At 67.5% G+C, this 13,645-nt stretch carries 16 protein-coding genes; 12 read left to right on the top strand and 4 right to left on the bottom strand.

Annotated elements, in window-relative coordinates:
* Nucleotides 1–10: 10 nt before the first annotated feature.
* Together AWQ68_RS38475 and AWQ68_RS38480 are read right to left on the bottom strand one after the other, a co-directional pair.
* The gene (locus tag AWQ68_RS38475) at nucleotides 11–679 is read right to left on the bottom strand and encodes a VOC family protein (RefSeq protein WP_066951118.1); all 669 of its coding nucleotides are present in this window, start codon (nucleotides 677–679) and stop codon (nucleotides 11–13) included.
* A gap of 5 nt (nucleotides 680–684) precedes the next feature.
* Nucleotides 685–1,521 (bottom strand): alpha/beta fold hydrolase, encoded by an 837-nt coding sequence (locus tag AWQ68_RS38480; protein WP_066951120.1) that lies wholly within the window; start codon nucleotides 1,519–1,521, stop codon nucleotides 685–687.
* Nucleotides 1,522–1,877: 356 nt separating this feature from the next.
* Here AWQ68_RS38480 and AWQ68_RS38485 point away from each other — a divergent pair, with 356 nt between their 5' ends.
* Complete coding sequence (locus AWQ68_RS38485) at nucleotides 1,878–3,242, top strand: dihydrolipoyl dehydrogenase family protein (protein ID WP_066951122.1); 1,365 nt, start codon at nucleotides 1,878–1,880, stop codon at nucleotides 3,240–3,242.
* Nucleotides 3,243–3,485: 243 nt separating this feature from the next.
* Here AWQ68_RS38485 and AWQ68_RS45510 read toward each other — a convergent pair whose 3' ends face one another.
* On the bottom strand, nucleotides 3,486–3,839 hold the full coding sequence (locus AWQ68_RS45510; RefSeq protein ID WP_245656537.1) for an MmyB family transcriptional regulator: 354 nt from the start codon (nucleotides 3,837–3,839) through the stop codon (nucleotides 3,486–3,488).
* On the opposite strand from AWQ68_RS45510, the gene AWQ68_RS43860 reads away from it, so the two are divergent.
* The 8 genes from AWQ68_RS43860 to AWQ68_RS38515 all read left to right on the top strand — a co-directional run bounded on the left by AWQ68_RS43860 (nucleotide 3,732) and on the right by AWQ68_RS38515 (nucleotide 9,933).
* On the top strand, nucleotides 3,732–4,049 hold the full coding sequence (locus tag AWQ68_RS43860) for an SDR family NAD(P)-dependent oxidoreductase (protein ID WP_281217852.1): 318 nt from the start codon (nucleotides 3,732–3,734) through the stop codon (nucleotides 4,047–4,049). The two genes, AWQ68_RS45510 and AWQ68_RS43860, sit on opposite strands and share 108 nt — an antisense overlap.
* Before the next feature lie 240 nt (nucleotides 4,050–4,289).
* Nucleotides 4,290–4,454, top strand: coding sequence for a tannase/feruloyl esterase family alpha/beta hydrolase (locus AWQ68_RS43225; protein ID WP_157546427.1), 165 nt, complete (start codon nucleotides 4,290–4,292; stop codon nucleotides 4,452–4,454).
* Between the two features lie 86 nt (nucleotides 4,455–4,540).
* Nucleotides 4,541–4,693 carry a hypothetical protein gene (locus AWQ68_RS43230; protein ID WP_218007230.1) on the top strand — a complete coding sequence of 51 codons (153 nt, stop codon included), beginning with the start codon at nucleotides 4,541–4,543 and terminating at the stop codon, nucleotides 4,691–4,693.
* A 69-nt stretch (nucleotides 4,694–4,762) separates the two neighbouring features.
* Nucleotides 4,763–5,125: a hypothetical protein gene (locus AWQ68_RS38500; protein WP_066951130.1), complete on the top strand. Its 363-nt coding sequence runs from the start codon at nucleotides 4,763–4,765 to the stop codon at nucleotides 5,123–5,125.
* Between the two features lie 553 nt (nucleotides 5,126–5,678).
* Nucleotides 5,679–6,578 (top strand): class I SAM-dependent methyltransferase, encoded by a 900-nt coding sequence (locus AWQ68_RS38505; RefSeq protein WP_066951132.1) that lies wholly within the window; start codon nucleotides 5,679–5,681, stop codon nucleotides 6,576–6,578.
* Entirely contained in the window at nucleotides 6,575–7,522 is a 948-nt protein-coding gene (locus AWQ68_RS38510) for an aromatic prenyltransferase (RefSeq protein ID WP_066951135.1), read from the top strand. The genes AWQ68_RS38505 and AWQ68_RS38510 overlap by 4 nt, the downstream gene beginning before the upstream one ends.
* 835 nt (nucleotides 7,523–8,357) lie before the next feature.
* A complete protein-coding gene (locus AWQ68_RS45870; protein ID WP_281217851.1) occupies nucleotides 8,358–8,483 on the top strand; it encodes a hypothetical protein in 126 nt (41 codons plus the stop codon).
* Between the two features lie 91 nt (nucleotides 8,484–8,574).
* Nucleotides 8,575–9,933, top strand: a complete 1,359-nt coding sequence (locus AWQ68_RS38515) for a WD40 repeat domain-containing protein (RefSeq protein ID WP_066951138.1) — start codon at nucleotides 8,575–8,577, stop codon at nucleotides 9,931–9,933.
* 174 nt (nucleotides 9,934–10,107) lie between these two features.
* Here the strand turns inward: AWQ68_RS38515 and AWQ68_RS38520 are convergent, their stop codons facing one another.
* The gene (locus AWQ68_RS38520) at nucleotides 10,108–10,305 is read right to left on the bottom strand and encodes a DUF397 domain-containing protein (protein WP_066951140.1); all 198 of its coding nucleotides are present in this window, start codon (nucleotides 10,303–10,305) and stop codon (nucleotides 10,108–10,110) included.
* A 1,700-nt stretch (nucleotides 10,306–12,005) separates the two neighbouring features.
* Here AWQ68_RS38520 and AWQ68_RS38530 point away from each other — a divergent pair.
* From AWQ68_RS38530 to AWQ68_RS38540, 3 genes are all read left to right on the top strand, one after another.
* The gene (locus AWQ68_RS38530; protein ID WP_066951145.1) at nucleotides 12,006–12,260 is read left to right on the top strand and encodes a hypothetical protein; all 255 of its coding nucleotides are present in this window, start codon (nucleotides 12,006–12,008) and stop codon (nucleotides 12,258–12,260) included.
* A 242-nt stretch (nucleotides 12,261–12,502) separates the two neighbouring features.
* On the top strand, nucleotides 12,503–13,195 hold the full coding sequence (locus tag AWQ68_RS38535) for a tyrosine-type recombinase/integrase (RefSeq protein ID WP_245656533.1): 693 nt from the start codon (nucleotides 12,503–12,505) through the stop codon (nucleotides 13,193–13,195).
* A gap of 84 nt (nucleotides 13,196–13,279) precedes the next feature.
* Entirely contained in the window at nucleotides 13,280–13,546 is a 267-nt protein-coding gene (locus AWQ68_RS38540) for a hypothetical protein (RefSeq protein ID WP_245656535.1), read from the top strand.
* Nucleotides 13,547–13,645 lie beyond the last annotated feature (99 nt).

Below are 13,645 nucleotides of genomic sequence, written 5' to 3' on the forward strand. Positions count from 1 at the left end.
GCGTCCGTCCTTATCGGGGAAGTTCGTCGCCGTGGCGCTCGGCGACCATGTAGGCCGCGTACCATTCCGGCCAGTTCTCGTCGTAGGCGCCGCCGTTGCGGGCCTCGTGCTCACCGTGCGCGGCCGCCGCACTCTTGAGCGCTTCGACCAGGTCGTTCACCGACGCGTACTCCGTGGCGGTGGTGTCGACGCGCCCGGGGAGCCGGGTCGTCACCTCCTGGATCAGGTACGCGTTGCCGTCCGGGTCGCGGAAGGTCGCGAAGGATCCGTAGCTGGCGCGATCGGTCGCGGGACCGTCGGCCTGGCCGTCGGGGACCTGGCCGAACTGCGCTCCCGGGGCTTGCGGATGGAAGACGTCGCTGACGTCGACGCCGAGGGCCACGAGCCGGTCGCGGGCCGCGACGACATCCGAGACCACCAGGTAGATGCCTTCGGCGGTGCCAGGCTGCTGGTGGGTGATCAGGGTGCCGAACTGGATGGACGCGGGCGAACCGGGAGGCGTCACCTGGACGACGCGGAAGCCGTTGTCGAAGGCGAAGTCGGCATCGAGGCGCCAGCCGAGGTCCTGGTAGAACCGCTTCGAGCGGTCGACGTCGGAGACCGGGATCACGACGGCTTCGAGCTTCAGGTCCGCCTGCTTCGTGGCGGTCGGCTCGGTGGCGAGTGTGGTGGTGGTCATGGTTTTCACCTTTCAGTGTTGGTGTGGTGGCGGTCCCACCAGTCGAGGACCAGGGAGGCGTAGGGCTTGGGGGCCTCTTCCCAGATGAAGTGACCCGCGTCGACGATGTCGAGGCTGCTGTTGGGCAGCCGGGCGGCGAGGAACTCGCCGTGCGCGGGCGGGACGACCTGGTCCCGCTCGGGTGCGATGATCCGGACCGGCGTCCGGATATCCGGGAGCACCTGCTCCAGGGCTCTGAGCTCGGTCGGGTAGGTGCGGACGTACCGCATCGACTCGGCGAACCGTCGACCGGCGTACGACGCGAGGTAGTCCTCTCGCACGTGGTCGGCGAGCGGTACGGCAGGGAAGATGTTGTCCAGGGTCGCCTTCATGACGGTGTGGGCGTTCTGCTCGTACCAGGTGATGTCGGGGTCCGACACCCAGCCCGCGAGCGGCTCGCCGAGTTCGAGGTCGGCGGATGCCCCGCCGCTGCCGATGACGACGCTGTGGAAACGGCCCGGCTGTTGCGCCGCCGCGAACAGGGAGGCGCTGGTGCCGATGTCCGGGCCGACGATGTGCACCTGGTCGAGCCCGAGCGCGTCCAGGATCCGGTGCACGAACGCGCCGGCGGTTCGCGGGGTGAGCACGTCCGGACGGCCTTGCGACTGTCCGAAACCGGGCAGGTCGACGGCCACGATGTGAACATCGGCCGCCAACTCCGCCCAGGTGGGCTCGAAGGCGTACACGCTCTCGGGCCATGGGCTGAGCAGGAGCGCGTGCGTGTCGCGTTGCTCGCTCTCGGCATAGCGGACGGTGAGCCCGTCCACGGTGATGGTCTTGGGGTTGATCGGTGAGTTGTTCATGCTCGCTCTCCTTTATGAGCTCGGGAAGGGGCCTGGTCAGCTGGCGAGGAACGTCAGCAGCGCCTTGTTGACCTCGCCAGAGGGCCGCGACCTCGGCTGAGTTCCCGCCCCCTCCTGCAAGCCTGGCCATGACGGCCCTTCCTTTGCTGTTGCGGTTGTGCTGCCAGCCTCGTCCCGCGGCGGTGCCGTCGCACCAGGGAGACCCCCTGGCCCCGCCCCGAACCTCTCGTGCCGGAACGACGAGCAGGCCGGGGCCCCGGGCCGGGCACCAGGCACGGGGATGTCACGGATGCGATGACACAGGCTGTGCGGCATGGTCGGAAGGCAAGGCGACACGAGCGGAAAGGTGCGCAGACATGAGCGAGACCAGCGAATGCGACGTCGTAGTGATCGGCTTGGGCCCCGGCGGCGAGCACGTGGCCGGAAGCCTGGCCAAGGCCGGGCTGTCGGTCGTGGGCGTGGACGAACGACTGGTCGGCGGAGAGTGCCCCTACTTCGGGTGCATCCCGACCAAGATGATGATCGCCGCGGCCGACAAGCTGCGCGCGACCCGGCTCGTCGAGGGCCGCGCCGGATCGGCGGCCGTCACCCCGGACTGGAAGCCGGTCGCGGACCGGATCCGCAAGGAGGCCACCGACGACTGGAACGACCAGGTCGCGGTGGACCGGCTGGTCGACGCCGGCGGCGTCTTCGCCCGCGGCCGCGGCCGGATCACCGCGCCCGGCACGGTCACCGTCACCGGCCCCGACGGGTCACTGACGTCGTACACCGCCCGGCGAGGCATCGTGCTCAACACCGGGACCTCCCCGGCCGCGCCACCGATCCCCGGGCTCGTGGACACGCCGTACTGGACCAACCGGGATGTCGTCCGGCTGACCGAGCCGCCGGCCTCGCTGGCGGTGCTCGGCGGCGGCGCGATCGGCTGCGAGATCGCGCAGGCCTTCGCCGCCTTCGGCGTCGAGGTGACCGTGATCGAGGCCGCCGACCGGTTGCTCGCGGTCGAGGAGCCAGAGGCCTCCGCGGCCGTGGCGAAGGCGTTCGCGGCCGAAGGCATCACAGTGCGCACGTCGGCGCGGGCCCAGCGGGTCGAGCACGACGGCGATGGCTTCCGGATCCGGCTCGCCGACGGCGCAGTCACGGCCGAGCGCCTGCTGGTCGCCGCGGGCCGACGCAACAACCTGCGCGATCTCGGCCTGGAGCACATCGGACTGGATCCGCAGGCGCGGGTGCTGGACCCGGACGAGCGGATGCGGGTGGCCGAGGGCGTCTGGGCCATCGGCGACATCACCGGCAAGGGCGCGTTCACGCACATGTCGATGTACCAGGCCGACGTGGCGGTCCGGGACCTCACCGGCGCCGACGGCCCGTGGGCGGACTACCGGGCCGTCGGCCGCGTCACCTTCACGTCCCCCGAGGTCGGCTCGGTCGGACTGACCGAGACCGCCGCACGCGAACGCGGCATCAACGTCCGGACAGCGACCGCCGACTTGGGGACCCGCGGCTGGATCGCCGAGGAGACGGGTCCGATCAAGCTGATCGCGGACGCGGACCGGGGCGTGCTGATCGGCGGCACCGTCGTCGGAAGCGCGGGCGGTGAGGTGCTGGCCGCGCTCGTAACAGCGATCCACGCGGAGGTCCCGGTCAGCACACTGGCCGGGATGCACTTCGCGTACCCGACCTTCCACCGCGCGCTCCAGCCTGTCCTCCGTGCCCTTATCTGAACCAGGAATTCGTCAGCAGGAAGAACCCCGTACCGCTCCAGGCCCCGCCGTACGCTTGCAGATGGCGTGGCTGTCGACCCTCCACCACGTGAACCACTGCGTACGGCGAGGCCCGGCGGTGGCTGCTTCCGCCGGGCACGGTCTGGCGCAGCTAGTGGTAGAAGTTGCCCGGCGAGCCGGCGCTGAGCCAAACAGGTTTACGGCCTCGGCTTTCCGGCGTGGTGCTGCTCGTGTATCTGTGGCTCAGATCTCGCGAAGCGCTGCTTCCGAGGGGGAACCCGGTTCGACGGTGTAGAGGCCGAGCGTCTGGCGTGGCGCGCCGGCTGGGGTGAATGCCTCGAAGCCGAGGGTGAGTTCGCCGGTGAGCGGGTGGCGGTAGCGCTTGGCGCCGTACATGGGCCGGTACACGTCCTGGTCGGCCCACATGCGGCGGAAGTCGGGGTCGGTGGTCGGGTCCTCGACGATGCGGATGAGCCGGTCGGTGCCGGGCTGGTCGGCGTGGCCGGGTTCTCCGGCTACACCGCCACCAAGGCGGCCGCGATCGCGATGACCAAGAGTTCGGCGCTGGAGGCTGCGTCCTACGGCGTCCGCATCAATGCCGTGGCACCCGGTCTGGTGGAGACGCCGATGATCGCCTCGCAGGACAGGGACTCCGAGCCCATGAAGTCGATCATCGCATCCCACCCGATGGGGCGGATCGCCACCGCGGGCGAGATCGCGGACGCCGTGGTGTGGCTCAGCTCCGACAAGGCGAGCTTCGTCACCGGCGTGGTGGTCCCCGTTGACGGCGGATACACGGTGCCCTAAGGCCGGGAGCCCGCACCAGGGACCTCTCCTGGTGCGGACGCCGCGCCGCGACTGCGAAAGAAGGGCGCATGTCCGCACTCGCTTCACGGCTGGTCGCAAACCGGCGCCGCCCTCGACATGCCCGGGTACGGGCCAGGGTGTTTGACGGATGCGAGCCGCGGTCCTGAAGCGCGACCGTGAAGTCACGGCAAGCTTGGCGGCCCCACCGGCGGGCCGCGGACGCAGGAAGGAACCACGGTCGTGGACTACAGGCGTGAGGTCGTGATGACACCCATCTCCACCGGCGGCAACGTGGTCCAGACGCGGCCGGTGTGCATGTACCCGCTCGTCGCCCGCTACCAGCGTTACGGCAGCGTCAACGAGGCGTTGAGCTTCGCCTGCCGTAAGGGCTTCGGATCCGGCTGACCAGGCGGAGCCGAACTCCACGGCGTCCCTCCAGCCGGAGGGGCGCCCTGAGAGAAGCAGAAAACCATACCTGTCAGGAGGTAACCATGAAGAAGGTCCACCTTGGCTCCCAAGGTCTCGTCGTGAGCGCCGAGGGCCTGGGCTGCATGAGCATGAGCACCACGTACGGCCCGAGCGACGAGCAGGAGGGCCTCGCCACGCTTCCCAGCTCGTCAATGGGCATTCTGGGGCGCGCGTAGACGAGTTCGATTCGACGATCACAGTGGACCGTGTGACACGGTTCCGCTTCTGCACGAAGGAGTCAGGAAATGATCAAGAAGATGCCACTCAAGGCTGGAGTGGTGGCCGTTGCGGTGGCGGCGGGCCTTATCACGTCCGCCCCCAGCGCGAATGCGGCTGGAAACTGCACCCACTACGAGAAGCCGGGCTATGCACAGCTATTCACCGACCCCTACTACCAGGGCGACTGCTTCGAGTACTCCTTAGGGACGTACATAGAACTGCCCTCCTACGTGAAGAACAAGGTCTCTTCACTCAGGAGCTGGTCTAATTCGCCGCTTCGCTCCGTGTGGCTGTATGGGGACCCGGACCTCGTGTTCCGCGCGGGGCCTAATGAGTGGTGGCCGAGCCTGCCGTCATGGATCGACGACAAGGCTGACTTCGCGTCCTGAAACGCTCGCCGGATAGAGGCCAGGATCTCATCCGTCGCGCTGCGCACCATCGTGAGGGGAGCCGTTGGGGGCAGAGATTCACCCCGTCCAACTCGCGCCTGGTCTCAAGACGCTGCGGCTCTGATGTGCCGGCGGGCTGCCTTTCCGGGGCAGCCCGCCATTCATTGCTCCTGGACAGCGGGTCGGCTCGGAGCGGCCGGCACCTCGCCTTCACCATCACAGCAAGACGAACGACCAGGACGATAGACCTTCAGAATCCCTGAAATCTCATCAACACCTGAAGAAGCCGGAGCGCCATCACGTAAGCCCAGGTCCTGCGGTTAGAGCGGCTGAAGAGCCTTGGAGGAACTCAATGGATAGTTCTTACTACCCGCCGACCGGCCGCTACGCGTCCTTCACCGCGACGACCGTCGACCGGATCGATCATCGACCACTGGGCCGACGCGGACTTCACCGACTTCCTCCAGAAACTGGCCGCATAGCCCACTACCCGACCGGCCCCCACCCGACTTACCGTTCAACGACGTTCGGCCCTACCTGCGGAGGCGGTTTCATGTCCGACACGGCGGAGCACGCAACCGGTTACCTCCTCGGTCATGCGGCGCTGGAACAGCGCAGGCTGCTCATCCAGGCGTCCTACGTCCGCCCCTGGACGGCACGGCTGTTGCGCCGCGCCGGGCTCACCGAGGGCATGTCCGTCCTGGACGTCGGGTCGGGCCTGGGCGATGTCGCGTTCATCGCCGCGGAGATCGTCGGCCCCGGCGGGCGCGTGGTCGGCGTCGAACGCGAACCCGCCGCCGTGGAGACGGCACGCGAGCGCGCCGCGTCCATGGGGTTCACGGACATCGTGAGCTTCGCGAACGCCGATCTGGCGGAGTTCGATCCGGCAGGGGTCGATCCGGCGGGTTCTGGCGCCGCGTGGCGACCGTTCGACGCGCTGGTCGGCAGGTTCGTCCTGCAGTACCTGCCGGACCCGGCCGCCGCGCTGCGCCGCCTGGCCGGGCTCGTCCGCCCCGGCGGCATCGTCGTCATGCACGACATGGACGTCTCCAACCCGGACGTCAGCGTCCCGCGCTGCGCACTCTGGAACGACTGCTACGCCCTGCTGAGCGCCCTGTTCCGCGCCCACGGGATCGCCCCGGACTTCGGCCGGCACCTCACCCGCGTGTTCCTGGACGCGGGCCTGCCGTGGCCGGATGTCGACTCCGGGGCCATGACGGGCGGGAAGCCCGGCTCCACGGTCTTCACCTGGCTCGGTAGCGCCGTCCAGGCCGTCGAACCGCTCCTGCGCCAAGCCGGAATCGCCCTGCCCGACGGCCTGCTCGTCGACGACAAGCTCGTCGCGACGCTGGAGCGGGCGGTGCAGGAGAGCCGCAGCATGGTCCTGGGCAACACCCACTACGGAGCCTGGACCCGTCTCCACGACGGCCCCCACCGATCGGAGCGACCATGACCACCCCTCTCGCGTTCTCCCCCGACCTGTTCCTGCGCGACATTAGGACGACCGCCGACGCTATCGGCGCGGCCTACTCCGAACCGGTGACACGGGCGGTCCTGGACGCCTACCCCGACAGCTTCCGCGACGGCGCCGTCCTGTGGCGCACCACCGACACACCCGGCGGCCCGCTCAACTACCGGTTCTACGAACGCCGCCCCACCGACTCGGTCGGCACCGCGATCCGCGCCGGACTCCTGGACCCGGGCCACACGCTGATCGACCGGATCGCCTCCTGGAGCGCGCTGTATGGCGATGCCTCCACCGAACTCTGCGACTTCGACGCCGCGCACGGCCTCGCCAAGACCTGGGTCTACCTGGGTGGGATGCGCCCGGTCGACCAGGTGCTCGGCGCGTCCCACGTCCCTCAGGCGCTGCGCCTGCACGAGCCGCGCTTCCGCGCGCTGGGGCTGACCTCCGTGCGTCACGTCGCCGTCGACTACCACGGTGGTACCGCCAACCTCTACTTCCGGACGTCCTGCAAGATCACCCCGGACAAGGCCGAAGAGCTGATCGCCCTGGCGGGTGGCAACCCGCCCGAGCCGACCCTGTTCGACGACATGGCGACCTTCACACCACCCGACGGACACACCTTCTCGGTGACCATGAGCGTGCCCGACGGCCAGATTCACCGCGTCGGGTTCTACGCCCTCAAACTCCCCGCCAACCGGTTCCCCACCGTCGACGAACGCCTGGCCACCTTCTTCCGATCCGCCCCCTCCAGGGACGAAGAGGAGATGAACGCTATTGCCTGGTCCTTCGGCCCCGGCGGAAACGACTACACCAAAGCCGAACGCAGCTACAGCGGGCACCTGGTCGAGCTCATGAAGACCTGGAACAGCCCCATGACAGCCGCAAGAGGATCAGCACGGCACTCGACGGTTGATGACCGGCCATCGTGACCACCAGGATGGCACGGCCGGGTGCGGTCACGCCGCCGCTTGGGGTACGGGCGGAACATGAAGGTGGCGCCCGCCCGGCGGTGGTCGTGGGCACAGCGGTCGCCAGCCACCGATGAGCACATATCCGATTCTACTCGCTCCAAGATCGAAGCGAATCGAGAAGTCGCAGGTCAGGGGCCATATTTTATGAGTAGGGCGGGTGGGACTTGAACCCACGACCCACGGATTATGAGTCGCCTTGATCAATGCCGTCCTATGTCTCCCTGTGTCGATTTCTATCCTTCCGCCCGCTGTTGTCTGTGTCGACGTGCCGGGTTGTGACAGGTCATTCCAGCTCGCACCGCGTACACGCGAGCGAACAACGAGCGACCATCCCGGCGATGGCACGAGCAACCGTGTATGCCTGGGTGACGTTTCAGCCCCTGCCGTGTACACGCGGGTAAACATGGAGCAACCATGCACCCTTTACTGTGCCCACCCGCGCCGCTCCGAGGACAGGGCGGGCGTCACCCCGATGAGGGAAGCGGGTAGCGCCGACACAGAGAAGAACCCACACAGAAGCGGCAGGTTGCTCGGCCGCTCTCCTGAGTGTGCTTTCCACCGTCCAGCGGATCCGCTGCGCGTTCAGCGTCGCGAAGGCTCAGTGCGGCACCGCCCGCGGCCCGATAACGGGCTGTTAAGCACGCTGAGGCGAGCAGGCGGAGACGCGGCACGTTCCGGACGAGCACTTGATATGAGCTAGATCACATTTTATCCACTCTTTACGTCAAGATCGTTCGCAGGTACCGTGTGCTCACTTTCTTAAAGACCGCTCCAATGTTGCTGAGTAGTTCCTGTGACTCAGTCTCTCGTGGGCGTGATGATCATCCGGACCTTTGACTGCCACACCACCATGACCGGCACCTCATTCTGCGGTCCGCTCTACGAGCACGTCTACCACACGGAATACGCGCCGTTGTGATCCGGATGGACTGGAGGCCGAGATGAATGACCTGGCCGGAGCCCGCCATGTGGATGGACGCGGCGGTCCTCGCCGGAGAACGTGCACGTTAGTGCTTGCCGTGCTCCTGGTCGTCTCCTGGGGCGTGGCTGGGCTCCTGTGGAAGCGTGAGCACGACAGGGCGTCGGTTCAGGAGCGGATCGCACTGGCTCATGGGCTCGCGCTCCACGCCGCGGAGTTGCGTGGCACCGCCCGTGGCATGGCCCTAGACCTCGGCTTGGCCGCAGTCAGGATCCACCCTGACGAGCAGACCCGGGCGGGGCTGATCGACACGATGGTCGGGATACGCGGCTATGAACTCACCCCGGACGTCTCCGGCGAGGTGGTGCTGAGCGACGACGGGCGGATCGCCCTGGCCGGCGGCGACGAAATGAGCGTATGGGACCTCACGACCTGGCTCGATCCCAAGATCGTCAATAAGTCCGATCGGGTCGCCGTGTTGAAGGACCGCAGGGAAGGCATGAGCATGACCGCGCTGAGCGGCGACGGCCGGACCGCGCTGACCGGCGGCGACGTCGGCGACACGATCGTGTGGGATCTCACCCATCCGGCCAAGCCGATCCGGGCGGCCGTAATGGCGGGCGGGAAGAACGCCGAGGACGACGCCAGCGTCCTGGCGATGGCGTTGTCGCGCGACGGCCGCAGGGCGGTGACCGCCGACCTCGGCGGCGACCTGACCGTGTGGGATCTGACCGACCGGTCTCGTCCGGTGCGCCGGTCGGTGACGAGATTTCTCACCTTCGCCATCGTTGGCGACGTCAGACTCAGCGCGGACGGTGGGATCGCCGTCATCTCGTACGAGAGCAGTTTGTCCAACTATCGAGCGGTGATGGTCTGGGACCTTTCCGATCCCTCGCGTCCGGTCAAATCGGCCGACCTGGTACCTGCCGAGAAGTATGCGAGGGCGACGGCGATGAGCGCGGACGGGCGCGTCGTCCTTGTCGGGGACGCGCATTGGGCCGAGGTCTGGAACCTCGATGACCCGTCGCGTCCGGTTCGCACGGCTACGCTTGATGTGCCCCTCAGGGATATGTATGACATGGCCTTGACGCCCGATGGGAAGACCGCCCTGCTCGCGGGACCGAGCGATTCAGCCATCCTCTGGGACCTTTCCGACCGGTCCAGGCCGGCCCGGCTGGCCGCGTTGAAGGGATACACGCGGGAGATCTACTCCGTGGCTCTCGGCGCCGATGGCGGCGTCGCCCTGGCGGCCGGCCCCGGCGGGGTCTTCCTGTGGGATCTCGGGGACCTCGCCGAGATCGTCGCCGACCCGGGGCGGGCTGCTTGCGGAGTCAACCCCGGCACGGAGATCAGCAAGGCGGACTGGGCCCGCTACACGGGCGGCGCGGACTGGTCGGACTACAAAGGTGAGGGCTTGTCTGACGCTCTTGCCGTTTGCTTCATCAGGTAGGGCTCCATGTAACGCCTGCCTTCGCTCCGGCGCCTCGCGCCAGGCACGGAGTGTCAGAGCCGAGCCGGGACGGATGGGTGGGGGTGCCACAGCGTAGGGCTGTAGCGGGTCACTTGGGTTGATGACGCGCGGGCTCAGACCAAGCCGCACAGCCCCAGAGTTGGTGCAGGGTGTTCAGTCGAACTCGCCGCTTTTGACGCCGGCGATGAAGGCTTCCCACTCGCTGGGCGTGAAGATGAGGGCGGGGCCGTCGGGGTCCTTGGGGTCTCGAACCGCGTACAGGCGTTCGCCGGTCTTGTGGCCGTCAGTGGCCGAGATGACGGCCACCTCGACGCCGTCGCCGTTGGCGCCGCTGCGGGTGCTCTTGCGCATTCGGCGTGGAGGAGATCAAGCCGGGGCATCCTCGGTGGCCGGGCCGTCCCTGCCTGGTGTCAGGGGAGTGGTGGTCGTCGTCCATCCGCATCGGCCGATCGTTTCTCGGCCGGTGGTGTGGTGTGTGATGTGAGGCCCCGTGGAACATTGTGGAGTGGTCTGCGCGGGATGGCGGACGAAGTGGTCCAACCAGCGGAGTATTCGTCCGCTGGTATCAGAACGCGAGCCTTCGCCCGAAGTCGGCGGAGGGCGGGTGAAGCGTTCTTGGTCGTCAGTGGGGCAGCGTTGGAAGTTTCGGGCGGGAGGGGTGTTCTGGTGTGGTCTTCTCTTGATCGTCTTCGGGGTCTGAGCTGACGAAGGCCACCTAAACGATCTACCGCGTGCCCGGACGGTGCCCAAGAGCAGCCGACGAGCAACCATCGGCCGCCTTCTGCTCGCTCCAAGATCGAAGCGAATCGAGAAATCGCAGGTAGGGGACATATTTGTGAGTAGGGCGGGTGGGACTTGAACCCACGACCCACGGATGAGTGGAATTGATCTTGTCGGAGGAGTGGGCTCCTGACCTGCGGTCCGGCGCGGCTTCGATCAACTTCCATCGGCGGCGTTCCGCGTATGTGCCGGATCTTGAAATGCGCGCCCGCGCACGCCTTGCCCGGCTGATCGTCCCGTCTGCCTCGACCCCCCGCGAAGCGGCAGCGGGCCGGCGACGGAGGGGCAAGCTCGTCTTCGCGTGTACGCCCGCCGGTTGCCGTTCCTCGATCATCGGATGCCAACGGTCACAGACGGGCTTGGGGCCGAAGGAGTCGGTCTGCTGGGCTTGCCTGGGTCGTGGCGGGCGGGACGATCAGGTTTCCACCTCAGCCAGCTACGGACCGGGTCACGCTCGCGCGATCATCCCGGAGCCGAGGCCCCCGCCGGAGGCATATTTGATGGATGACAAGCGGCGGGGCCGATGCGATGCGCGTGAACCAGCGCCATATGAGCGGCGTCTCACGATCATGACTCGTACGCGCTGGGTCCTGCTTGTCGCGGCTGTCGTCGCTCTGGTCTTGGCGGGGCTGCTGTGGTGGATCACGACCGAGGGCACCCGGCAGCTTGATGGGCACATACGGCAGGCTCTTGAGAGTTATGAACGGGCGTTCGCAAGGGACGGTGCGGGGGCTACTCCGACACCTCTACCTCTGCGGCGGGATGGGTACGGCCCCCTTCTTGGCGCTCCGTCCGTCAAGAAAGTGACCGTTCACCGGGACGGACAGACGCTCACCGCCGAGTTCACCGGGGGGAAGACCACTGGGCCTTGCGGCGCGGACTACACCGCGCGAGCCGTCGAATCTGCGCATGCGGCCCTGATCGTGGTAGAGGAGCATCCACACGAGAGGGGAAGTAGCTGGGATTGCCTGGATGTGGGATTCCGCAGGCAGGTGATCGTACGGCTCAGCCGTCCCCTGGGTGAGCGTGTGGTGCTGGAGGCCATGAAGGGGATGCCCGCTCCTGTTGATCTCATGAGATGACCCGGGCGACGGCGGGTCCATGGTCGGCTTGGTGTTGTGGATGCTGTGCACGGCGGGCGGCCCGAGCTGCCGGCGGCTGGGACGATTAGGCTTCCACCTCAGCCAGCTACGGACCCGGCTCGTGCTCGTGGCGATCACCCCGGAGGCGGGCTCTTGCTGCCGGGGAGACGCCGAGATGACAATCACTCCGTGATGATCAGGGTTGGCCTCGTCGTGATGAGCATTCAACAGATCGTGCTTGGTGTCGGGTTGTTCCTGTTGTGGAGCGTGAAGGACGGAGCGGGAATTGTGGTGCTTCCCAACGCGACGCTTCAAGCGGCTTCGACAGTGGTAGGGGCGGGGTGGGTCCTCGGCTCACTTGGAATGGCGCTCGGCTATATCGGGCTCTTGAAGAAGCAAGAGAGCGGAGCGATTGGGGCTGCTCGTCAGAGCGACCGAGCGTGAGCGGTGGCCTGATGGTGCCCGGCGTGCTTTCGGTATAGCGGTTTCGTCTACCGGCGGAGCGGTCCGGGCTGCCGGCGGCCGGGACCGGCCCCAGGCCGCATGCCCGGCCGCCGAGCGGGCGGAGGGCCGCGAGGCGGCGCGTAGCGCCGCCCTTGACCTACCGGCGCAAGCGGGCCGTTTTCCATCACGCCCTGGAGTACGCCGTAGAGCGGGAAGAACTTTCGGCAAATCCGCTGCACCGGGTGAAGCTCCGCCGTCCCAAGCCGGGCGGGGAGGTCGATCGGCGCTCGGTCGTCAACCCAGTCCAGGCGCGGGAGTTGCTCACCGCCGTGACGTACGTCGGGCGGACGCGCGGGCCGATGATGCGGGCGATGTTCGCGGCCATGTACTTCGGCGGGCTACGCCCAGGTGAAGCCGCCGGCCTTCGTGAGCAGGACTGCCATCTCCCCGAAACCGGCTGGGGCCTCCTCACGTTGGCCAAGACCCGGCCGGAGAACACCGACTCGGGGGAGACCCACGACGAACGCGGCCTCAAGCATCGCGGCGCCAAGGAGACCCGGCCCGTTCCGATCCCGCCCGAACTGGTGACGATCCTCCGCGAGCACATCGCGGCCCACGGTGTCGCCTCTGATGGGCGGCTGTTCCGCAACACCGAGTCCGGCAAAGCCTTCTCCGGCTCGACCGTGTCGAAGATCTGGAAGGAAGCGCGCGCGTACGCCTTCCCTCCGGATGTCGTCGCCTCGCCGTTGGCGGCCCGGCCGTACGACCTGCGGCACGCGGCGGTCTCGCTCTGGCTGAATGCCGGGGTCCACGCGCCGGAAGCCGCGGAACGTGCCGGGCACGGTGTGGACGTGATGCTGCGGGTCTACGCCAAGTGCATCGACGGGCAACGCGAGATGGCCAACCGCCGCATTCTGGAAGCCCTCGTCGGATGAGACGAGATCACATCGAAGGACCCCGGGAGATCTCTCGGGGTCCTTCGATGTTCAAGGCACGATGGCGGGTCATAAGATCCGCACATGTCGGAGCCGATGATCCCTTATCTGTTATTCGTCCTCCCCGGTGTGCTTTTCGGTGTGGCGTTCCTCTTGTGGCTCACCCGATTAAGCAAGATCCTTCGGCAGCGGCGCGTGCTCAAGTACGTCGATCCGATGTGGGCGATGGATCTGACGGGGCGGGTCCGTCAGCTCAAGGTGAGAGGCCAAGAGGAGGAGGCCGTCATCCTCGTCCAGGACGAGATCGGGATGGACGAGCGCACCGCCCGTTCGTGGGTCCGATGCGTGTGACCGGTCCGCAAACTGGCGGAGCCACCTGGGAAAACGGGGCCAAGAGCATTCCGCGTATGTTCCGCGACCACTGGCATCCGGCTGCTTTCGGCGGCTCTC

It is taken from the genome of Microtetraspora fusca (assembly GCF_001570365.1).
Classification (GTDB): Bacteria; Actinomycetota; Actinomycetes; order Streptosporangiales; family Streptosporangiaceae; genus Microtetraspora; species Microtetraspora fusca.

Bases quoted from the DNA above. Each gene is read 5' to 3' on its own strand.
- AWQ68_RS38520 (WP_066951140.1), bottom strand. From the start codon at position 10,305: ATGCGCAAGAGCACCCGCAGCGGCGCCAACGGCGACGGCGTCGAGGTG.
- AWQ68_RS38510 (WP_066951135.1), top strand. From the start codon at position 6,575: ATGACCACCCCTCTCGCGTTCTCCCCCGACCTGTTCCTGCGCGACATT.
- AWQ68_RS38505 (WP_066951132.1), top strand. From the start codon at position 5,679: ATGTCCGACACGGCGGAGCACGCAACCGGTTACCTCCTCGGTCATGCG.
- AWQ68_RS43230 (WP_218007230.1), top strand. From the start codon at position 4,541: ATGAAGAAGGTCCACCTTGGCTCCCAAGGTCTCGTCGTGAGCGCCGAG.
- AWQ68_RS38485 (WP_066951122.1), top strand. From the start codon at position 1,878: ATGAGCGAGACCAGCGAATGCGACGTCGTAGTGATCGGCTTGGGCCCC.
- AWQ68_RS38540 (WP_245656535.1), top strand. From the start codon at position 13,280: ATGTCGGAGCCGATGATCCCTTATCTGTTATTCGTCCTCCCCGGTGTG.
- AWQ68_RS38475 (WP_066951118.1), bottom strand. From the start codon at position 679: ATGACCACCACCACACTCGCCACCGAGCCGACCGCCACGAAGCAGGCG.
- AWQ68_RS38500 (WP_066951130.1), top strand. From the start codon at position 4,763: ATGATCAAGAAGATGCCACTCAAGGCTGGAGTGGTGGCCGTTGCGGTG.
- AWQ68_RS38480 (WP_066951120.1), bottom strand. From the start codon at position 1,521: ATGAACAACTCACCGATCAACCCCAAGACCATCACCGTGGACGGGCTC.